This is a genomic window from Dyadobacter frigoris (assembly GCF_005280585.1).
In the GTDB taxonomy this organism is placed as follows: domain Bacteria; phylum Bacteroidota; class Bacteroidia; order Cytophagales; family Spirosomataceae; genus Dyadobacter; species Dyadobacter frigoris.
Map to the genome: position 1 here is coordinate 179,675 of NZ_SZVO01000001.1, position 21,793 is coordinate 201,467.

The 21,793-nt window shown below is 39.1% G+C and carries 21 protein-coding genes; 8 read left to right on the forward strand and 13 right to left on the reverse strand.

Annotated elements, in window-relative coordinates:
• The first annotated feature begins 21 nt into the window (after window positions 1–21).
• The gene (locus tag FDK13_RS00820; RefSeq protein WP_229215852.1) at window positions 22–471 is read left to right on the forward strand and encodes a DUF8785 domain-containing protein; all 450 of its coding nucleotides are present in this window, start codon (window positions 22–24) and stop codon (window positions 469–471) included.
• Window positions 472–644: 173 nt separating this feature from the next.
• On the opposite strand, the gene FDK13_RS00825 is transcribed toward FDK13_RS00820, so the two are convergent.
• The gene (locus FDK13_RS00825; RefSeq protein WP_137338080.1) at window positions 645–980 is read right to left on the reverse strand and encodes a translation initiation factor; all 336 of its coding nucleotides are present in this window, start codon (window positions 978–980) and stop codon (window positions 645–647) included.
• Between the two features lie 33 nt (window positions 981–1,013).
• Window positions 1,014–1,889 (reverse strand): diacylglycerol/lipid kinase family protein, encoded by an 876-nt coding sequence (locus tag FDK13_RS00830; RefSeq protein ID WP_137338081.1) that lies wholly within the window; start codon window positions 1,887–1,889, stop codon window positions 1,014–1,016.
• A 243-nt stretch (window positions 1,890–2,132) separates the two neighbouring features.
• On the opposite strand from FDK13_RS00830, the gene FDK13_RS00835 reads away from it, so the two are divergent.
• Together FDK13_RS00835 and nhaA are read left to right on the forward strand one after the other, a co-directional pair.
• A complete protein-coding gene (locus FDK13_RS00835; protein ID WP_137338082.1) occupies window positions 2,133–2,564 on the forward strand; it encodes a YybH family protein in 432 nt (143 codons plus the stop codon).
• Window positions 2,565–2,603: 39 nt separating this feature from the next.
• A complete protein-coding gene (gene nhaA, locus FDK13_RS00840; protein ID WP_137338083.1) occupies window positions 2,604–3,776 on the forward strand; it encodes a Na+/H+ antiporter NhaA in 1,173 nt (390 codons plus the stop codon).
• 77 nt (window positions 3,777–3,853) lie between these two features.
• Here the strand turns inward: nhaA and FDK13_RS00845 are convergent, their stop codons facing one another.
• Both FDK13_RS00845 and meaB read right to left on the reverse strand, forming a co-directional pair.
• A complete protein-coding gene (locus FDK13_RS00845) occupies window positions 3,854–4,336 on the reverse strand; it encodes a lipocalin family protein (RefSeq protein WP_137338084.1) in 483 nt (160 codons plus the stop codon).
• 145 nt (window positions 4,337–4,481) lie between these two features.
• Window positions 4,482–5,477 (reverse strand): methylmalonyl Co-A mutase-associated GTPase MeaB, encoded by a 996-nt coding sequence (gene meaB, locus FDK13_RS00850; RefSeq protein WP_137338085.1) that lies wholly within the window; start codon window positions 5,475–5,477, stop codon window positions 4,482–4,484.
• 134 nt (window positions 5,478–5,611) lie between these two features.
• On the opposite strand from meaB, the gene FDK13_RS00855 reads away from it, so the two are divergent.
• Window positions 5,612–7,606: a M1 family metallopeptidase gene (locus FDK13_RS00855; RefSeq protein ID WP_137338086.1), complete on the forward strand. Its 1,995-nt coding sequence runs from the start codon at window positions 5,612–5,614 to the stop codon at window positions 7,604–7,606.
• 183 nt (window positions 7,607–7,789) lie between these two features.
• On the opposite strand, the gene FDK13_RS00860 is transcribed toward FDK13_RS00855, so the two are convergent.
• The 5 genes from FDK13_RS00860 to yihA form a co-directional block, all read right to left on the reverse strand.
• Window positions 7,790–8,740 carry a 3-oxoacyl-ACP synthase III family protein gene (locus FDK13_RS00860; protein ID WP_137338087.1) on the reverse strand — a complete coding sequence of 317 codons (951 nt, stop codon included), beginning with the start codon at window positions 8,738–8,740 and terminating at the stop codon, window positions 7,790–7,792.
• A 133-nt stretch (window positions 8,741–8,873) separates the two neighbouring features.
• The gene (locus FDK13_RS00865) at window positions 8,874–10,013 is read right to left on the reverse strand and encodes a glycosyltransferase (RefSeq protein WP_137338088.1); all 1,140 of its coding nucleotides are present in this window, start codon (window positions 10,011–10,013) and stop codon (window positions 8,874–8,876) included.
• Window positions 10,010–10,669 (reverse strand): deoxyribose-phosphate aldolase, encoded by a 660-nt coding sequence (deoC, locus tag FDK13_RS00870; RefSeq protein WP_137338089.1) that lies wholly within the window; start codon window positions 10,667–10,669, stop codon window positions 10,010–10,012. The genes FDK13_RS00865 and deoC overlap by 4 nt, the downstream gene beginning before the upstream one ends.
• A gap of 84 nt (window positions 10,670–10,753) precedes the next feature.
• Complete coding sequence (locus FDK13_RS00875) at window positions 10,754–11,257, reverse strand: DUF5606 family protein (RefSeq protein ID WP_137338090.1); 504 nt, start codon at window positions 11,255–11,257, stop codon at window positions 10,754–10,756.
• 185 nt (window positions 11,258–11,442) lie between these two features.
• Window positions 11,443–12,057 (reverse strand): ribosome biogenesis GTP-binding protein YihA/YsxC, encoded by a 615-nt coding sequence (gene yihA, locus FDK13_RS00880; RefSeq protein WP_137338091.1) that lies wholly within the window; start codon window positions 12,055–12,057, stop codon window positions 11,443–11,445.
• 423 nt (window positions 12,058–12,480) lie between these two features.
• On the opposite strand from yihA, the gene FDK13_RS00885 reads away from it, so the two are divergent.
• The 3 genes from FDK13_RS00885 (at window position 12,481) to FDK13_RS00895 (ending at window position 16,702) form a co-directional block, all read left to right on the forward strand.
• The gene (locus FDK13_RS00885) at window positions 12,481–13,863 is read left to right on the forward strand and encodes a proprotein convertase P-domain-containing protein (protein WP_137338092.1); all 1,383 of its coding nucleotides are present in this window, start codon (window positions 12,481–12,483) and stop codon (window positions 13,861–13,863) included.
• 178 nt (window positions 13,864–14,041) lie between these two features.
• A complete protein-coding gene (locus FDK13_RS00890; RefSeq protein WP_137338093.1) occupies window positions 14,042–16,012 on the forward strand; it encodes an SdrD B-like domain-containing protein in 1,971 nt (656 codons plus the stop codon).
• A gap of 231 nt (window positions 16,013–16,243) precedes the next feature.
• A complete protein-coding gene (locus tag FDK13_RS00895; RefSeq protein WP_137338094.1) occupies window positions 16,244–16,702 on the forward strand; it encodes a thioredoxin family protein in 459 nt (152 codons plus the stop codon).
• 368 nt (window positions 16,703–17,070) lie between these two features.
• Here the strand turns inward: FDK13_RS00895 and gmd are convergent, their stop codons facing one another.
• Window positions 17,071–18,183, reverse strand: a complete 1,113-nt coding sequence (gmd, locus tag FDK13_RS00900) for a GDP-mannose 4,6-dehydratase (protein WP_137338095.1) — start codon at window positions 18,181–18,183, stop codon at window positions 17,071–17,073.
• A 61-nt stretch (window positions 18,184–18,244) separates the two neighbouring features.
• Window positions 18,245–18,802: an SPOR domain-containing protein gene (locus tag FDK13_RS00905; protein WP_137338096.1), complete on the reverse strand. Its 558-nt coding sequence runs from the start codon at window positions 18,800–18,802 to the stop codon at window positions 18,245–18,247.
• A gap of 123 nt (window positions 18,803–18,925) precedes the next feature.
• Between FDK13_RS00905 and murB the strand changes: the two genes are divergently transcribed.
• Window positions 18,926–19,936, forward strand: a complete 1,011-nt coding sequence (murB, locus tag FDK13_RS00910; RefSeq protein WP_137338097.1) for a UDP-N-acetylmuramate dehydrogenase — start codon at window positions 18,926–18,928, stop codon at window positions 19,934–19,936.
• A 135-nt stretch (window positions 19,937–20,071) separates the two neighbouring features.
• Here murB and FDK13_RS00915 read toward each other — a convergent pair whose 3' ends face one another.
• Window positions 20,072–20,980 (reverse strand): ROK family protein, encoded by a 909-nt coding sequence (locus tag FDK13_RS00915; RefSeq protein ID WP_137338098.1) that lies wholly within the window; start codon window positions 20,978–20,980, stop codon window positions 20,072–20,074.
• Between the two features lie 73 nt (window positions 20,981–21,053).
• Window positions 21,054–21,764 (reverse strand): SDR family oxidoreductase, encoded by a 711-nt coding sequence (locus FDK13_RS00920; protein WP_137338099.1) that lies wholly within the window; start codon window positions 21,762–21,764, stop codon window positions 21,054–21,056.
• Between the last annotated feature and the right edge of the window lie 29 nt (window positions 21,765–21,793).

Here is a 21,793-nt window from a genome sequence, read left to right on the forward strand (position 1 = left end):
ATTATAACTGACGAACTAATCATGCGTAAATGGGTCATTCTCTTCGTTCTCCTGGCTATTATTTTTGGAGTTCTATATTATCTAACCTTCGGATATTACAGTGAAGGTAAAAGAGGCGGATTTATTACCCGTCTCAGCAATAAAGGATATGTTTTTAAAACCTATGAAGGAGAATTGAAAATGGGCGGTTTGTATGAAGGAGACGGTTCCCTGAATGCATCCGAATGGACTTTCTCCGTAAGCGGAAAAAATAAAGATGCCATTGCAAAATTGGAACAGGCCATTGCAAGCGGTCACCGGGTTTCATTGACTTATGAAGAAAAATTCTTCAATCTTCCCTGGAATGGAGATACGAAATTTTTTGTAACGAATGTCGAAGTATTGGCAGGCAGCGCAACCCAAAATCCAAACAATTTCCCAAAAGTCCAGCCAGAGCAGCCGACTGAAATTGATACGGCTAAGGTTTTATAATTTTGAATGATAGAATGAGTGAATGATAGAATGGGGGATACAAACTTAATGTCCCGAACTGCTTTTTGTTTTGGACGAATTTGCTGTTACTCCATACCGTGTTATTCATATCAAAGAAAATAGAATGAGCGATCCCATTCACTCATTCTATCATTCACTCATTCAAAATTATTTTATCCTCCCGCTTTTTTGGCTTTGTAATTCTTTCCAACCAGCCAGGCGATTACTTTTTCGCGGTGATCTCCCTGGATCAGGATTTCTTCATCTTTTACGGAGCCTCCGCTGCCGCAAAGAACTTTTATTTGCTTTCCTAATGCTTCCAAATCGGCCAATGTTCCGATAAAACCTTTTACAACGGTAATTACTTTTCCGCCACCTTTTCTGTCGAGCCAGACGCGTAAATCCTGTTGTGCTGGTGCTAAGGTTTCTGCTTCATCCTGACTGGAATCGGAATACTCGAAATCGGGATTTGTTGAATAAATAACCCCTGAGCGGTTCTTTTTAGACATAATGAGATTAAGATTTGAGATTTTGCAAATCAATTAAACGATAACCCGTAAACTTTTTGGTTTGATTTTTATTTCAATTCGCGTAGTTTCCAGTTGTAAAGGTTCGCCGTCGTAATGGATCATTGGCGGTTTGTCAGCCTCAACAACAGCATCCTGGGCCAATTGATATGAAATATATTTTGAAGGTTTCAGCGTTTTTGTAAAAAGCCGGTAAGTCAGATTCGAGCCGTACCATTTTGGAAAGGGAATAATGGTACAAACATCCAGCAAACCATCGAATAAACTGGCCTGCGGTGCTACCCAGGCATTATTTCCGTATTGGCCGGCATTGGCAAAGGATAAGGAAAATACTTCTATTTTCTTACCATTTAATGTATAAGTCTGAGGTTTGTAATTCCAGTAAGATTTAAGTGAAACACTCAGATAAGTCGCCAGACCGCGTGAATTTTGTTTGCTGAACAAATCGCCCACATAAGCGTCAAAACCCATTCCTGCGGTACAGAAAAAAGGAATTCCGTTCAGTTCAGCAGAATCAATGGTATTAATTGAACCCGCAAAAAGGCTTTTCAAACCAGCATCCAGTTTTAACGGCAATCCTAAATGACGGGCAAGTCCGTTTCCGGAACCAAGTGCGAGTATTCCAAGAGGCGTTGAACGGTTTACCAGCGCTTTGGCTACTTCGTTTACTGTGCCATCGCCGCCGACGGCAACTACTGCTTTCCAGTTTTCTTTGTCCAAATTTTCCTTAACCAGCTCCGTGGCGTGCCCGCGTCCTTCCGTAAAAATAATTTGAGATATTCCTCCTTTGTTTTTTACAAAGTTTTCGATTGCATTTGAAATCTTTTCAGGGTGCTGTCCGATGGACGTGCCGGAACTTGGGTTTATAATAAATAAATAGGAATCTGCCACGGATCAAGCGAAAAATAAAAAAAGAATACCTATAAAAATGATAATAAAAAGGTAGTATAAGCCATCGATAAAAGGATATTTTTGTCGGTCCAGCTTTTTGAAAATATCATTAAACTTGCTCATTTTGCCAGTCAGTTTTGCTAATGTTTGAGTTCCGGGGCTATTTTGAAGTAAACTCCCCCGGAAAGAATCTTTCCTGTATCTTTAAACGAAAGAAACATTTTACAAAAATCCGTAAAAAATATGAGAAACTGTGTTTTAACATTATTTCTATTATCACTGACCACTTTTGTAATGGCCCAGTCGAAGGCCGACCGCGATGAAATTTATGCCATTTTGAAACGGCAGAATGGAGACTGGAACCGTGGTGATGTAAAATCGTTCATGAAAGGTTACTGGGAATCTGATTCACTTATGTTTGTAGGAAAACCCGGTGTGACCTATGGCTATAAAAAAACCTATGAAAATTATTTAAAGCGTTATCCGGATCGTGCTTCGATGGGAACGTTAAAATTTGAATTCATAAATTTGTCATTTCCTGCAAAAGATGTGGCCTTTTTGGTAGGAAAATATAGTCTGAAAAGGCCGGTAAAAGGAGATGTAAGTGGTCACTACACTTTGCTCTGGAAAAAATTAAAAGGAAAATGGACAATTATCTGTGATCATTCAAGCTAATAAGACCATTTGACTCAATAGAAATTATACGATAAATGCATGTCTGATTTAAAACAAGGAACGTTAACAAGAATACTTATTAATCCGATTAAAGATCTGGCGGATACCGGGAGATTATCAGGAATACTTTTGCTGATAGCAACGGCGATTTCTTTGATACTGGCTAATTTATCTGGTGGACACGATTATCTCTCTTTTTGGCATAAAGAAATACACCTTGGCCCATTGGAAAAAAGTATCGAACACTGGGTCAATGATGGATTAATGGTGGTATTTTTCTTTTTCGTAGGATTAGAAATAAAACGAGAAGTTTTGGATGGTGAACTGGCATCCGTGCAAAAAGCCTTATTGCCGACCGTGGCTGCTATTGGCGGAGTAATGATGCCTGCGATTATTTATTTTTCACTGAATAGAACAGGTCCTTCGTCACATGGCTGGGCAATTCCCACGGCTACGGATATCGCTTTTTCATTAGGAATATTATCGCTTTTGGGAGATCGGGTTCCTTTCAGCCTTAAAGTTTTTTTAACTGCACTTGCGGTGATTGATGATTTAATTGCGGTACTGATTATTGCTGTTTTTTACACGAGCAATATTCAAACGAATATGCTTTTGTATGCAGCAGGCATTGTCGCAGTTCTTTCTATGCTGAATTATTTTAAAGTGGAAGCAACAATCTGGTATCTTCTGCTCGGAGGAATTCTCTGGTATTTTGTATTGAAATCGGGAATTCATGCTACCATTGCAGGTGTATTATTAGCCATGACAATTCCGCTTCATAAAATTCCAAAACTTGAACATGCTCTGCATAAGCCAGTTAATTATTTGATCATGCCAATTTTTGCATTGGCTAATACTGCTATAATTTTACCAAACAACATTGCAGGATTACTGATGTCGCCGCTAAGTTTTGGTGTGATTTTGGGTTTGACAATCGGGAAACCGTTAGGTATTGTAGGTTTGTCATGGTTGGCTGTGAAAGCAAAACTTGCAAAATTGCCTCAGGAAATTAGCTGGAAACATATGACCGGACTGGGTTTTACGGCCGGAATTGGCTTTACAATGTCCATTTTTATCGCGTCACTTTCTTTTAAAGATATTGAACTTCAAAACAGTGCGAAGATTGCCATCATCGTCGGAACATCAGTTTCTGCCATTATTGGATTGATCTGGTTAACGCAAATTGGCAAAGTTCCGGCGGAGGAAAATTAATGTTTCTGTATTTTTGATAAAAAAATGACCGGATTTGTCTGACAAATCCGGTCATTTTTCGTTTTGAAATATTCCTTTTATAATCTTTTCAAACTTAAAACTGCATTAACAGCAGCACCGGTTCCGGTAGTATTTGTGTTCACAACAATTTTCATGTCGTTCGTATTTTGAGTCAGCCCAAATGTGTTTGTTGTAGTGCCATTGGTCAAAATTAAATTTCCGCTGTCAACTTTCCATGTGGTGGTACTCTCAATTTTTATCAAACCACCAATTAAAGCTACTGCGGCATCACAATCCGAAAGCGCGACTTTATTATCGGATGTAAAAGTAAATTTAAGACTGTAAATACAAGGTGCCAAAGCAGGCAGCAGATCAAGACCATTAATTGTAGTTCCGGCTGTTTCCGGGGCGATAGCGGTTAACTGCCATTTCCCTACGATGGGGTTATTGTCAACAGGTGTAGTCGTATCATCGTCATTGTTTTTACATGCTACGAAGACAATCGACATAAGAAGGAATGTTAAAAAAGCCGTTTTACTGAAACGATTAAAGATTTTCATAGTGAAGGAATTAAGTGTTTAAGGTTCCAATACGATATTCAAACTTCAAAAATACTGTAAAAATTGTGCTGAATAGTAATTTCGGGTAGAATGAATCGTAAATCTGAGTTAATGGCGAAGAATGATCGTTTGGATAGAAGCGGATTTATTTCAATAAATTTTTCATGAAAAGATCCAGCAGAAGTTCGGCAGCGGGAACGGGGAGTTCGTTTCCTTCTTTTACCGATTTTTCTGACATAACAATTGCCTTTTTTACAATCGTATTTTCATAAAACAGACCTTCCAGTAATTGTCGGATGTAATTATGCATCCATTCCAGGTTCTGCGCTTGTCTGTTTTTCTCAAAATATCCATTTTGAATAGTTGATTGCTGGTACTCTGTTATTAATTCCCAAAGTGAAGCAATTCCGGTTCCCTCCAGTGCAGAGCAGGTTACTACTTTTGTAATAAAATCTGAATCAGACTTTGGGAATAAGTGGAGTGCGTTTTGATATTCTGTTACGGCCAGTTCCGCAGAAATTTTATTGGCACCGTCGGCTTTATTAATTGCAACGGCATCTGCCATTTCCATAATTCCTTTTTTGATTCCCTGAAGTTCATCTCCCGCGCCTGCAAGCATAAGCAGGAGGAAAAAATCACTCATACCTTTCACCAAAGTTTCGGATTGCCCCACACCAACAGTTTCAATAATAATGACTTCATAACCTGCTGCTTCACATAATAGCATCGTTTCCCGTGTACTTCTGGCAACACCGCCAAGCGATAATCCGGATGCAGATGGACGAATAAAAGCAAGCGGATCTCTGGAAAGTTCTTCCATCCGGGTTTTATCCGCCAGAATACTTCCACCGGTTTTTTTACTTGAAGGATCAACAGTAAGTACGGCGACCTTTTTTTTCAGGGATGTGATATGTTTTCCAAAGGCTTCAATAAAAGTACTTTTTCCTACACCCGGAACACCGGTAATGCCAACACGCATCGCTTTTCCGGTATATGGAAGAATATTTTCCAATACCGCTTTTGCCAGTAACTTGTCGTTTTTGAGTTTGCTTTCAATCAGTGTGATCGCGCGGCTGAGAATAATCGTATCGCCCGAAAGGACACCTTTTGTATAGGCTTCAACAGATAAGCGCTGGCGCATGGAGTTTCATTAAAAATGAAAAGTTTGTAAAATTCGCTAATGAATCGCAATAATGAAACCTTTTTTATTCGAAAAAAGGCTAAAAGCCGTATATTGTTCGTTTAGAATTAATATTTTACTTTTCAACAATACGAATGAAAATCTTCTCTTCTCGCTTATGGGTTATGGCCATGTGTAGCCTTGGATCCCTAAGTGTTTTCGCTCAGGAAGCGGACAAGCCAAAGTATGATGCGCATGTGCTTTTTCATCCTTTATTTAATTTCCAGCCAGGAAGCGAGTATCGTACAGGCAGTGGTGCGCCGGGTCCGGCTTATTGGCAAAACCGTGCGGATTATAAAATAAATGTCGCTTTAAACGAAACCGAGAAAACAATTACCGGCGACGTTGAAATTACCTATAAAAATAACAGTCCGGAAGCGCTTGATTTTATTTGGCTGCAACTGGACCAGAATTCTTTCAATACAGAATCCCGTGGAGGAAAAACAACGCCAATTACCGGTGGACGGTTTGGTAATGTTAATTTCAATGGGGGAGACGCTATCAAATCGGTTTCTGTTCAGCAAGGAAAAGAGAAAGCGGTTGATGCAAATTATCTGGTTACAGACACGCGGATGCAAATTCGTCTTACCAATGCTGTAAAAGCGGGTGGGGATGTTATCAAAATTAAAATTACTTACTCTTTCAAAGTTCCTGAATACGGATCGGATCGGATGGGAACACTTGAAACTAAAAACGGTATTGTTTATGAAATGGCCCAATGGTATCCGCGTGTAGCTGTTTTTGATGATATTGAAGGCTGGAATGTTCTTCCATATCTTGGCGCAGGTGAGTTTTATCTGGAATATGGTGATTTTGACTACGCTGTTACGGTTCCCTGGGATCACATCGTGGTAGGTTCAGGAGAATTAGTTAATCCGGGAGAAGTGTTGACCGCAGAACAAAGAAAACGCCTGGCTGAAGCATCAAAAAGTGATCAGACTGTGATGATCCGTACGGCTGAAGAGGTAACAAATCCTTCTTCACGTCCAAAACAATCAGGTACTTTAACATGGAAATTTCATGTTACAAATGCCCGTGACGTAGCTTGGGCAAGCTCAAAAGCATTTGTTTGGGATGCAGCGCGCATGAATTTGCCAAACGGAAAAACAGCATTGGCTCAATCCGCATATCCTGCTGAGGACGGTGGACTGGAAGGCTGGGGACGTGCTACGGAATATGTGAAAGGTTGTATTGAATTTTATTCAAATTACATTCATGAATATACCTATCCTGTGGCAACCAACGTGGCGGGACTTGTAGGTGGAATGGAATATCCTGGAATTGTTTTTTGCAGCAGCAAAAGTCGTAAAGATGATTTGTGGGGTGTGACGGATCACGAATTCGGTCACAACTGGTTTCCGATGATCGTGGGTAGTAACGAGCGTAAATATGCCTGGATGGATGAAGGTTTTAATACATTTATCAATTTTCTTTCCGGTGAGAATTTCAACAACGGGGAATATAAGGACAACCAGATGGGTGATATGCATCGCCTGGCGCCTGTCATGTTCCGTGATAATGCCGATCCGATCATGACTATTCCTGATGTGGTTCAGGCTTCAAATTTGGGTTGGGAAGCGTATTTTAAACCCGGTTTGGGTTTGAAAATATTGCGTGAGCAGATTTTAGGAAAAGATCGTTTTGACTATGCTTTTCATTTATATGTAAAACGCTGGGCTTTCAAACACCCGACACCTTATGACTTTTTCCGTACGATGGAAGATGGAGCAGGCGAAGATCTGGGATGGTTCTGGAAAGGCTGGTTTTTTGAAAATTATAAATTGGATCAAAGTGTAAAAGATGTTTCTTACGTTGAGCAAAATCCTCAGAAAGGATCTGTAATTACGATTGAAAATCTTGATCAGCTGGCAATGCCTGCAAAAGTTGATGTTGAAGAAATCAGTGGTAAGAAAACCAGGGTTGAACTACCAATCGAAATTTGGCAGCGTGGTGGAAAATGGACTTTCCGTGTAGATACGCAACAACCGATTAAATCTGTAACGATTGATCCGGACAGACAACTTCCGGATATCAATCCCCAAAATAATATCTGGAAACCAGTTAAGTTTGCTCCTACGGAAGCAAATTGAGTTTACGAAGATTGATAAACAAATAAAAAATGCCTCACAGAAATTCAGCTCTGTGGGGCATTTTTATTTATTTAACTATTGACATTATTACAAATTGTAACTTATTGGCATTTGGCAATCGTCCAAAGTGATGTTCATCGCCTCAATCTGACAGCCGACAGCCGATAGCGCCCCGTTATAATATCAGATTGTTATCAGCATCGCTCCGTAGGAATATCCTCCGCCAAAAACCGTGATAACGATATTTTCTCCTTTTTTGAATTTCGATCTGTTTTCAGAAAGTGCAATGGCACATCCTGCACAGCCGGTATTGCCCAGATACTGAATATTTGAAATTAACTTTTCAGCCGGAATTCCCAATGTATTGATCACGTTAAGACTTATCCGGTGATTGGCCTGATGAGGAATCAGATAATCAAGATCGTCAATCGTTAAACCGCAAGCCTGCAAAACCTGCTGACTTACCTTGGGCATATAAATACATGCATTCTGGAAAACGTCACGCCCGAAAGGCATCACCACGCCGCGATCATTTGGACGAAGCACTACCGCTTCAATGGCTTTTCCACTTGTTGCTGCACCGCCGGTGATCAGTTTTTTGATAAACATATCCGATTCGGATTGTCTTTCTTTCGAAATCAAAATGGCAGAAGCACCATCGCCCCATAAATGGCCCGAAACTGTATCGCTTTCATTATAGTAAGCCGTATTGTGGTCAGAAACAATTACCAGCGCTTTCGAAGCTTTTCCCATGGCGAAATATCCCTCGACAATTTCAATAGCGTTCAGCAATGAAGAACAGGCAGAAGAAATAGTTACCACAGGAATATCCGGCAAAGCCAGATGATGCTGGACGGCGTGGGCAAGGGTTACAATCGTATCATAAGGCGTGTAGGTTCCGCCTACAATCAAATCGATCTCATTTTTGCTGTATGGAACATTATCACCTGCCAGTAACAAGTCTACGGCTTCAATGGCCATGGTCGAAGTATTCTCTCCTTCTCCGGCTTTACGACGTTCGTAAATTCCGGTGCGTTCTACAATCCATTCACTGGAAAGGTTGTTGAGATTTGTAAAATATTCATTACCAATTACTTCACTTGGTAGATAATGACTGAGTGTATTAATATACATGGTTGAGAAGTTGACTTCGCAATCTACTATTCTGTTTAATTCCGAAAGTTAAATATTTCGTAGAAAGCATAGTACTAAATATTTGAACAATTCAATAATAAGTTTATAAAATTATACAAATAATTTAAGTTGTTTAAAATTCTGATTTTTTAGGTTTCAATAAGTTTCTATAAAAATTGAGCAGTATTTGCTCTTCGTTTGCCCAATTGAAATAAGTTTCAGTGGAATTTCTACCATTTTTACCCATAACTTTTGCCTTTTCGGGATTCTCTGTAAGCCACTCCAATTTCTTTGCCAGGTTATCGGAGTCATAGGGCGAAATACAAAAACCACAACCTGATTTTTCTACGACGTCCCGGTATAAGGGAAAGTCAGACGTAATCACGGGTAATTGCACGGCCATATATTCAAATATTTTCGTTGTATATGAATCCATATAATCAGCAACCGGTTTTAATAAAGCAATTCCTGCCGTGGCTCCCCTGGTATAGGGCAAAGCATTTTTTAGATCTGTATACCCATGAAAAAAAAGATTGGTTCTGATTTCTTCAAAATCCGGCAATTCCTCCGCATCAGTCATATCAAACTGTAACTTCCCAAACAAATGCATTTCAAAATCGGGATATCTCGATTTTAATTTTATCAGTGCCTCAACGAGGACATCGAAAGATCGTTCCATTGAAATGACGCCACAGTAGAAGAATACCGGAGGTTGTTTTATTTGCCTTTCATACTTTCCAAAATAACGGTCAATGAATGGCAATGCAACATAGTTATGAACAACGGCGGAGGTGAGAGGCAAATTTTTATATTCATTCAGATAAGCGTGTTCAGTAAAAAGGCAATTGAAATTTTTTCTGGCCGTCTGGTCAAAAAATTTAAAAAGCTGTTGATAAATAATGGCTTTGTTAAACCGTTTGATAGAAAATTTTTTATAAAGATTTTCCTGTACCTCATAAATCACCTTCGCTCCAAGCCATTGAAACAAAAACGCAACCGGAATCAATTCTGGTACAAATATATGCACAATTGCCGGACGAAAACGTAAACATTTCCAAAGTAAAACCGGATGACAGAATAAAATCCTGAGCAATAGACTTTGAAAGAACGGCAAAGACATTGTTTCAAAGGCATTTTTTTCTAAGCCATTAATAATCTTTGGCAAAACACAAATCACCTCATAGTCCCTTGCAAGCGATGGTGCGATCTTGTACATAATACGTGGATCGGTCGGCGGATGCACTGTACTTAGAAGTAAAACTCGTGGTTTCATTTCTCCGTCATCATCATCACGCCTGATGAGGTTCCGATTCTATCCGCTCCGGCTTCAATAAAAGCAACTGCCTGATCATAAGTTTTAATTCCACCGGAGGCTTTTATTTTTATTTCGGGAGGAAGAATTGACCGCATTTTTTTCACGATTTCAATATCCGCTCCTGTTGGTGCAAATCCTGTCGACGTTTTAACAAAGTCTGTTTTTGCTTCTGCACAAATTTCACAAGCCGTGTAAAGGTCGAAAGAATCAAGATAAGCCGTTTCGATGATGACCTTTAACAAAACATTATTTTCATGAGCCAAATCGGATAATTGCTTCAATTCTTCACGAACACTTAAATAGGCCATGGATTTAAATTGAGCAATATTCATGACTACATCCAGTTCCGTAGCTCCGTCCCGAATTGCATTTTTTGCTTCTGCGATTTTTGTTTCAGTCGTTGAATAACCCAAAGGAAAACCGATTACGGAAACAATTTCAATGCGTATTGGACAAAATTCAAACATTTCCTTTGTGTAGGCCACATAAGTTGGCGCAACACAAACAGCCTTGAACTGATGAATCCAGGCTTCCTCACAAATTTTCCGGATATCCGTTTCGCTGGCGGTCGGGGAAAGCAGTGTGTGGTCGATGTATTGGGAAATGTTTGTCATGAACAGGAGAATTCTGGTAAAGAAGATAATGCAAAAACCCCGTCTGGACGACGGGGCTTTGCTTAATCTTATACAGTATTATTTTTATATCTCAGTTTTCGGAGTTTCAACAGCCTCCACAACTGGTTCTTCTGATGCTTCTGAAACCTCTGCCTCACCTGCAACAAATAATTCAGGGATGTATTTCGACAACAAATTATACCAGGTAATTACCTTTTTGATATCAGAAACATACACTCTTGAACGATCGAAATCAGGAAGAATTTCATTTAAAAATTCTATAAGATCTTTGTCTGATGCGCTCTTAACCTGCAAAGTGATTTCCTCGCCATGTACTTCTCTGATCTTAAGAAACACGTCAGCCAAAGGAACTGATTCTTGTTCACCTTCGGTAAAAATAGAAACGTCTTTCAAAACAGAAACACGTGCAGTTGGTCCTATTAGTGATTTTTCATGTTTTTCATCCAGGCTTTCTACAATAACACCTGCGCGGCTTGGTTTCAAAATACGGAACAATCCGCCTTTTCCTGAAACATTAGCTATCTCTTTCAACAACTCCATTCCTGTTGATTCTACTTTCTCGCTCATCCTTAGTTTATGCTATTAGTGGTCTCTTTATTTTATAGACAGTGATTGTCAAACTGACTTATTAACAATGGATAAATGCTTTAATGACTAAAAGATCAGAAATTGAAGCAATTACCTTTTGATAAGCTTGTATTGCAAATTAAAATTTCCGCAAAATAACGGAAAGATTGGTCGGTAAGCAAACCTTATTCGACGCTCGGTTTTTCAAACGTTTGATTATAAGATTCTATTGTGTCCAGAATCCCGTCACGGCCTTCTCCTTTTTCCGCGGAAGTGACAAACATCGACGGAATTTCTTCCCATATTTCAGTAAGCTTTTCTTTGTATTTTCTTACCTGTTCTTCCTGTTGATATGCTTTAAGTTTATCCGCTTTGGTGAAAATGATATGAAAAGGAATGCCGCCCTGGCCTAATTCCTCCATAAATTCAAGGTCAGCAGCAAGTGCATCGTGACGGATATCAATCAAAACAAAGGTACAAACCAGATTCGGACGGTTATGTAAATAATCACCGATCATTTTTTCCCATTTTTCACGCTCTGTCTTGCTTACCTTTGCATAACCATATCCCGGTAAATCAACAAGGTACCACAGTCCGTTTATGAAATAATGATTGATCAACTGTGTCTTTCCGGGCTGCTGAGACGTTTTTGCCAAGGCCTTTTTTCCGGTAAGCATATTAATCAATGAAGATTTTCCTACATTTGACCGACCAATGAACGCGTATTCCGGCAAATCAGGCTTAGGGCATTTCTCATAATCGGAATTGCTCATAAGATATTTTGCTTCTTGAATTTTCATGGTGGTAGTTTATAATTTTGACACAAAGGTACTGGTTTTCTTTTTACCATTAAATTTCGGTGGAAACAGATGTGTATTCCTTACTCGCTACTACACAGAAATCTTTTTGAAAATGGATTTATTCAAAAAGATTTGTATACGTATAGGCCCAGTAGTTCGAGAATAAAGACGAACTACATCCAAATGCAGTTCCAGATAATTCTACAACTTGGTTAAAATAATACGTGTAACTTTCCAATTTCTTCTTAAAGTGTTGATAATTAATGCTTTTACATTTGTGTGTGAAAAATCTTGAATTGGAATCACTTATCCTCTTAATTCCAAAATTTGATTCATAGACCTAAGGACTTGTAGAAAAAATTAGATTAACGTTGTTATTTCTCTTAATTTAATCTGCAAAGTCACAGTATAAGAATTTTAATAATGAATCAGTTTATCCTGCGTGGAGCGCCTCGCATAGAAAATTTTCTGGCGAAATTTAGTTTAATCATACTGCTTTCCGGTGTGATTTTGGGTGCTAAAGCGCAAAGTTTTTATGCAAGTGGTGGAGCTATTCATGATTTTAAGGGAGTATTTAAAATCGATTCGTTTCCAATAAAGGTAACGGGTTTGGACTCTAAATCGGGCACGGATTTTGGCATATCCAAAATCTGCTTCACTATTGTTCATCCCCGTGTTTCGGATTTAAAAATAGAATTGTTAAGTCCTGATGGTACGAGTATATGGCTTACAAACCGAAATGGTAAGGATTTTGGAAGTAATTATACAAATACCTGCTTTCGGTCGAACGGTTTTTCAGGATATGTTCATCAGGCAGGTGCGCCTTTTACAGGCGAATATATTCCGGACGGAAGATTGAGTTTTCTGAACAACGGACAAAATCCAAATGGTATCTGGTATTTGATGGTGCAGGATTTAAGATCGGGTGAAAGAGGCACAATTAATTTTGTAACGCTCGATTTTGACAAGAAACCAACACCGGATCTAGACGTAAGTCGCTGTTCAATGGAAAACGGAATTGCCTGTAAATGTGCAGACGGAACGTCTGAATGTGAACTGCTTCCGGATCTGGTAATACTTCAAAGGCTTACCACGGATCAGGTAAAAGAATATCCGTGGAACGACCCATATTATCCGGGACAATTGCGCCTGGCTGCCTCGATTGCTAATATTGGCGACGGACCGATGGAGGCTTTTGGTAATAATAAATGGTATTGCAACACACAGGAAGTTAAAGATTCGACAGTGATCTGTAAAGATAAATCGCATCCGCGTCAACAGATTAATCAACGGATCTATAAGAAAAATGGGGATAAACTGACATCGTCGGATCGTATTGCCGGCACGAATTATTATGATGATAAACCAGGTCATAATCATTACCACGTTGATGACTGGGTTGAATTCAGAGTGGTAAAGGAGATTAAAAATAAAGCTGGAAAAGTTACGAAACGGCAATTGGTTTCAAAAGGAAGTAAAGTGAGTTATTGCCTTTTTGATTCCGGGATTTGTAATAATAATGACAGTCTTTGTGTGTTGAACGGACAAACTTACGGGGACAAAAACCTGCTGAATTATGGATTAGGTAATTATGTCGACTGTAAATCATTGAAGCAGGGAATCAGCGTTGGTGGCTATGATACTTATGGAATGATGTATGAAGGACAATCGGTCACTCTTCCAAAAGGATTAAAATCAGGAAGTTACGTGTTGGAGATAGAAGTGGATCCGACAGGAATTTATAAAGAAAAAAGTAAATCCAATAATACTTTCAAGATGCCGATCCTGATTTCAAAACAGGAATAAACATTCTTCAAATATAATCTGGTAGCATATAATTCCTCTGTCTGAAAAGTTGGAGGCTTGAATTGCGGTGCGTTCATGTAACGATGGCCGATACGGAAAATATTATTTAACTCAGTTTTTAAAAATTAATTACCCAATTAAATTAATTAATTCAGCTCTTAGTGTAACTACCTCTATTATGAAAAAAGTATTTTACCAATGGCTCATGCCAGCACTGATTCTGCTTCTGGCAAATCAGGCTTTTGCACAATGTCTAACGCCTGATTATACCGCAGTAACTGGTGGAAATTACAATCTTAATGGTAACAAAACACTTGCAATCACCTCGGCAATCGGAGATATTAACATTAATGTAAGCGGTACAGGAAATGTTATCTGCATCTCAACTACCGGAAGTTGGACAAAAACCAACGGAACAAATTTTGACGGTTCTGTTAGTATTAATGTTTACGGTACTTTCAATTACAATAGCAGTGATAACTTTAACGGAGGTAATACATCTTATATCAATGTTCAGGAAGGCGGTTTTCTTAACACCAATACAAGTGGATTCGGAAGTAATCTGCTGATTAACAATCAGGGAACTACTACCTTTACGAATACGGGTACCATCCAGTTCAGAGACTCGTTTTCGTTTTACAACATGGGGGCCAAGTCGAAATTAGTGGCAACAGCTCCTTCTATGACTGTTTTTGGTAATAATAACGTAATTGAAAATTCGGGTTCAATGGAATTTAGCAGCCTTGAAAATGCTGATGCCAAACGTTTTAAAAATGAAGCTTCAGGCGTGATCAATATCAGTCGTTATTTTTATAACCACGGAGCTATTCTGAATGATGGCGAAATAAATACCTTATGCGGAAGTTTTGGTAATTCTGCCTGTCAGTTTATCATTGGAGATAAAGGTGCGGGAAAAGAATTTCAAAATAATGGATGTATGACTGTAACGGGCGATGTAAATATTCGTGGTGCAGCTTTTATAAATGGAACACTGACGATTAATAATGGTAACCTTACCATTGACAAGAAAATATCCGGAAATGGCGGAGCAATCGTTGTAACAAATGGTGTAAGTAAAATTACAAGTGATGGTGGGTACAGCGGTACAAACATGACTTTTTGGGATGAAAATACTACGGGTCACGATTTTGATTCTAAAACTAATAATAATCCAGGCGTTACCGCGGTTTATACCATTGCAAAAAGGACTTGTGTAAAAGCAGAAGTAGTAGGATCAATCGGAGATTATGTTTGGTTTGATCAGAACAAAGACGGGATACAGAATAATGGCGAACTTCCTGCAACGGGTGTTAAAGTTCAGTTATATGAATATGTTTCAGGAAGCTGGACACAACTTTATACTTCGTTGACCGACAGCTATGGTAAATATCTTTTTGATGATCTTGCAAGTGGTAAATACAAGGTTACTTTTATCCTGCCAAGTGGTGGAAAATACTTCTTTACCCTAAAAAATGCAACAACTTCCGACTTGGATAGCGATGTTGATTCGGACGGCAACAGCGGTGAAATAACGATCGATACTTCTTATCCGGCAGGAAATGTGAATCGTGATAACCTGACTGTTGATGCTGGAATGTATGAAGGAAGTACGCCATTGCCAGTAACCCTGATCAGTTTTAATGCAGATAAGGAAAATGAAACCGTTCAGCTTCAATGGATCACTTCTGCTGAAACCAATAGCGAAAGTTTTGATATTGAAAACAGTCTTACAGGAAAAATCTGGCAGAAACTTGGTAATGTAGCGGCAGCCGGTGAAAGTGCGACAAAGGCAACCTACTCTTTTGTCGACCAAAACCCCTCGAATGGCGAAAATTTATATCGTCTAAAAATGATTGACAAAGACGGAACATTTGCTTACAGCAGTATCCGTAGTGTTACACTTGAAATCGCTAATCAGGTTACGATTTATCCAAATCCAGTAGCGGATCGTATTTTGTTCAAAGTAAACGATTGGGCTAAAATTGGTAAAATTCAGCTTTTTGATTTAAACGGAAGAGCAGTTTATCAGTCTACAAAAGCCCTGGTGGATGGTATTGATGTCAAAAATTTTCCATCGGGATTATATGCAGTGAGCTTGACAGGCACCAATGGTTCAACAAATAGTTATAAAGTTTTAATTGCTAAATAAACATTTGAAGATACTTCTCTTGCCATTAGAAGTTATAATAACCCAGCAAAAGTGAAACGCCCCTGTCAGATACATATCTGCAGGGGTTGTTTTTTGTTGGAAAAAATAGTTATGTTCGTCTATATTTTCAATTTTATTATTTGAACCTATCTCGTTGGAAATGGTTTAGTAAAATAAACGGGTTAGGTAATTTCGTTATGTATTTATTCAAACTATAATATAACCAAAGCAATGAAGGGGTTTAAAAACATTATTTATTTGCTTGCAGTAGTTGCACTGACTTTTTCAACAGCAGAAGCAGCTGACGGCAGAAAAAAAGAAACAAAAGTAAAGGCAGATGCCGGAATAAAATTTACAGAGGGAAACTGGGCTGCGATCCTGAAAAGAGCAAAAGCTGAGAAAAAAGTAGTTTTCCTTGATGCTTACACCACATGGTGCGGACCGTGTAAATTATTGCAAAAAAATGTTTTCACAAAGCCCGAAGTAGGTGCTTTGTTTAATCAGAAATTTATCAACGTAAAAGTGGATATGGAAAGCGGTGAAGGTCCGAAGCTGGCTCAAAAATATCCTTTGGAAGGATATCCTACACTTTTCTTCATAGATCCGGATGGTAAAATCGTAAAACAGGTGATCGGATACCAAAATCCTGAAACGCTGGTTAGCATTGGGAAGGCGATTCCAGCTATCTAAATGTCATTTATGGTCAGGTGTGGTCAGGGGATTTTTGATGGTTGAATTTGCTTGAAAAATGTCATTTATTGTCAGGGAATTTTGATAATTGAATTTGCTTAAAGAATTGTCAAGTGTTGTCAGGTATGGCCAATTGTTGGCCATACCTGATTTCGTTTAAAACAAAAATTGTCGAGTTTTATCATTTTAGCCAGGGCTTACCATCCCCGACAATAAATGACAAAATCTGACGACACTTGACGATTCTTGACTTTTTGGATGTGTTTAAAAACAAAAATTGTCAAGTTTTATCATTTAGCGAGGGCTTACAAACCTGACAATAAATGACAAAACCTGACAACAAATGACTACCGTTGACAAAGGATAGATTATTCGTAATAATTCATAACCCTGTGACCGCTATTTTCAAGTAACTGATCTTTCTTGAACAAGGTTACATCGGCGGTAACCATGTCTTTCACTAATGCCGCCAAATCGTATTTTGGTTTCCAGCCTAATTTTGTCATTGATTTTGTTGGATCACCGATCAACAATTCAACTTCTGTCGGGCGGAAATATTTTGCGTCGATTGATACTACTTCTTTGCCAATTGCTACCTGATAGGCAGGGTCGTTACATTTGGCAACTTTTGCAATTTCAGTAACACCTTCGCCGGAAAATTCCAGTTCGATACCAACTTCTGCAAATGCCATACGTACGAAATCACGGATACGTGTTGTAATTCCGGTTGCTATAACGAAATCTTCTGCCACTTCCTGCTGAAGAATCAGCCACATCGCTTCTACGAAATCTTTTGCATGTCCCCAGTCACGTTGTGCGTCCAGGTTCCCAAGGAAAACTTTGTCCTGCAAGCCCAAAGCGATTCTTGCAACAGCGCGGGTGATTTTACGGGTCACAAAAGTTTCTCCGCGTAAAGGCGATTCGTGATTGAAAAGAATACCGTTTACCGCAAACATATCGTAAGCTTCGCGATAATTTACCGTAATCCAATAACCATACAATTTTGCAACTGCATAAGGTGAACGTGGATAAAATGGTGTAGTTTCTGATTGAGGGACTTGCTGAACCAAACCATAAAGTTCAGAAGTGGAAGCCTGATAAATTTTTGTTTTTTTCGTTAAACCTAATAAACGAACAGCTTCAAGAATCCGAAGTGTTCCGATTCCATCCACATTGGCTGTATATTCGGGCTCTTCAAAACTTACCTGAACATGGGACATGGCACCCAGATTATATATTTCGTCAGGTTGTACTTCCTGGATGATGCGAATGATGTTGGTAGAATCGCTCAGATCACCATAATGCAAGTGGAAACGTACATTTTTTTCATGCGGATCTTCATAGATATGGTCTATACGCTGTGTGTTGAACAGCGAGCTGCGGCGTTTGATACCATGAACCTCATAGCCTTTGCTCAAAAGCAATTCCGCCAAATAGGCCCCATCCTGACCTGTAATACCTGTAATTAGTGCCTTTTTCATTATAAGTTAGTATGTATATAAAATACAAAGGTAAAATTATTAGCGAATTCTTAAATTTAATCTATTCCGAAGGCAGCTTAATCATCAAACTGCGTTTTATTTCGACCCGGTCTGCCAGAATCACTGCGGACGAATATTGTCCACGGATTTGTTCAAGATACTGTTCTGCATCACTTCGATACATAAAATCTCCGGCTTTTACGCGGTATGTCGGCTGAGAATAAGATACGTAGGGATTTAGGTCGGGGAACAACTGATAAATGTATGATTTTGCATTATCAGCTTCCTGGCGGATATTACCCACATAAAGTTGTATTCTATATCCGCTTATGTATTTTATGGCTTTATTTTGCTGAGCCAGGGTATCCAAAACGGTCTGAAGCTTTTTATTAACATACAAAGGCTTGTCGCTGCTTTTGTAAATATTATCAACAGGTTTCCTGGATTCTGTTTTTTTCTCAACTACTGGTTCAACATAATCAAACCTTGGCCTTACCGACGTAAGATCTTCACGATAATCAGCTGATGATATGTTGGCTGTCGTTTTCTTGCTGCATCCTGAAAGGGCCAGGAAGGCAAGAGGAATAGCCAGCAAAATTATTTTCTTTTTCAGCAGCATGAATAAAATGATTCGTAATGAGCTCACAAACTTAACCAAAAATGGATAGATAAACCATCATCCTGTGCTATTTTGAATCTAATACCTAACTTTGCCATGCTTACACGATTATCATTTCAACCCATGCAAAAAAACGTTTCCCTGCGCCATTTTAATACTTTCGGACTGGAATCCCGGGCGCAATTTTTTGAAGAAGTAAAGTCAATCGGAGAACTTACCGATATCATTAAAAATCCGGTCTGGAAAGAAATGCCCAAATTTATTTTGGGAGGGGGAAGCAATGTTCTGTTCACTCAGGACATCAATGCACTGGTAATTAAAATGGCAATTAAAGGGATTGAGTTATTAAAGGAGGATCAGGATTTTGTCTGGCTTCATGTGGGAGCGGGAGAAAGATGGCATGACTTTGTGATGTATTGTGTTGAGCATGATTATGCAGGCGTGGAAAATTTGTCATTGATCCCGGGAACCATTGGTGCCGCGCCGATGCAGAATATCGGTGCTTATGGTGTGGAGATAAAAGATGTGGTAGAAACGGTTGAAGCCATTTCGGTGGAAAGCGCTGAGATAAGAACGTTTTCAAAAGAAGAATGTCTTTTTGGATACAGGGAAAGTATTTTCAAACATGCATTGAAAGGAAAATTAATTATTACAGGCGTGTTATTCCGTTTAAATAAAAAGGCGGTTTATCATGTTGAATATGGCGACATTCAAAAAACCTTGACGGAAATGAATGTTGAGTCACCTTCCATAAAAGCAATAAGCGAAGCTGTGATCCGGATACGGGAAAGCAAGCTTCCTGATCCGGCGAAAATTGGTAATGCGGGTAGTTTTTTCAAAAACCCGGAGATTTCTTCAGAACAATTTGACAAGTTAAAATCAGATTTTCCAACTGTCCCGGGTTATCCGACAATTCCTGGTTTTGTAAAAGTTCCGGCTGGCTGGCTTATCGAACAGGCGGGATGGAAAGGTTATCGTGACGGTGAAATTGGTGTTCATGCGCGTCAGGCACTGGTTTTGGTTAATTATGGAGGAGGTTCAGGAGCTGAGATCAGGGCACTCTCAGAAAAAATCCAAAAATCGGTAAAAGAAAAGTTTGGTGTCAGTTTGAGTGCTGAAGTTAACTTTATATAGAATAAATTCTGTAAGCTTGATAAAGCATTCGTGGAACTGGTTTACTAAAAAAATCGAGAGAATAATTTCAAATAAAAAAGCGGAAAATGAATACTGATCATTTTCCGCTTTTTTATCAATTTCAATAATATCTTATCAATCAAAACATAAAGAAGCAGCTCCGAGTAATCCGGCGTCGTTCGCCAAAGTGGCTCTTTTAATGCTGATTGTTTTCATGTAATATGGAGTAAGCCAGTAGGCAAATCTTTCATTGATGGCTGGCAGGATATATTCAAAAGAAGCCGAAATACCTCCGCCAATCAGGATTGTGGTAATGTCAAGAATACGGATCATTGAAACCAATCCTTCACCTAGCAAATAACCCATTTCCTGGAAAATCTGCTTGGCAAGTTCATCTCCTGCTGCGGCAGCTGCAACAAGTCCCGTAGTGGAAATTGTTCCATTATCAGGTAGTTGCGTTTTTCCTGTAAAGTTTGCACGCATTGTATGTGCCATATCAAGCAGTTCTTTTTTACCAATGTTGCGTTCCAGTACTTTTCCGTCTTTTGACGGTACGTGCCCGGGCTCCATTGCATTTCCACCGCCGCCTTTGAAAACTTTCTTATCAATAATGGCTGCGCCGCCAATACCTGTACCGAGTGTCACGAAAATATAATCTTCAGGAAGTTTATCTTCGCCAAAATAATATTCTCCTAATGCGGCTGCGTTGGCATCATTTTCAAGATAAAAATCATGTTGTGGAAAACGTGCTTTCAAATCCGGAACAATGGTAATACCATCAATTTCAGGGATAGCTGTAATTTCCAGTAATGTGGTACGGTCACGTGATATCAGGCCGGGAACGCCTATTCCTACTCTTTTAACTTCTGGGTACTCAACCAATTGCAAAGCTATGGCGTCACCAAGCCGTTCTATAAAATGTCCTGAACTGCGCCAGCTTGCGGTATCGTGGCTATAAAAATTAGAAATTCTCCCATCTGTAGCGTCAACGATCCCCATTTTTACGTTAGTACCGCCCACGTCTATACCAAGGTATTGTTCCATGAAATGAAATAAGGGTTTTATAAATAATTTTAAAAATGCGGCAATTTAGCAAAAATGCTTTATTCTTTACTAATCAATCCAGATCTCCGAGCTGTGGTCTTATCAAAATTTCTTCCAAAACTGCTCTTGGAGAGAGTAAATACGCTCCCCAGATCGTTTCAGCTACATCTTTGGGATCAATAAATCTTTCTGCCGGCAGGTCAGTTCCTTGCCAGCTATCTGTCAAAGTTGCACCTGGAAGCACGGCAGTAACTTTGATGCCATGTGGTTTCATTTCCTCGCGCAGTACTTTTGTCATTCCGTACAAGGCAAATTTTGAAATACAATAAGAACCTCCGTTCGGATAAGCTGTAATACTTGCGGTTGAACAGATTGTAAAAATATGTCCTTTTTTAACTTCCATCATTTTGCCGACTATGCCACGAGTAAGGTGATATGCGCTGTAAAGATTTGTTTCCATCGTCTTTTCCAACGTGCCTTCAGCTTCGTTATGGATTTGTCCCGGAATAAATACCCCTGTATTATTAATAAGTACGTCTACCGCACGCTGCTTATTTTTAACAAAATCAATAAAACTGTTAAGTTCATTGCGTAATGATAAATCGGCTTTTTTAAAATAAACTTCCGAATCAGGAAATTGTGTTTTCATGTCACTTTTTAGCGACAAAAGATCGTTTTCGTTTCTTGCGCAGGTAATAACATCAAAACTTCCAGCCAAAAACCGTTCAATCAATGCTCTTCCAATACCTTTTGTGCCACCTGTTATTACTACTAATGGATTCATTTTTCTATTTGGCTCTTTTTTTGTCTAAT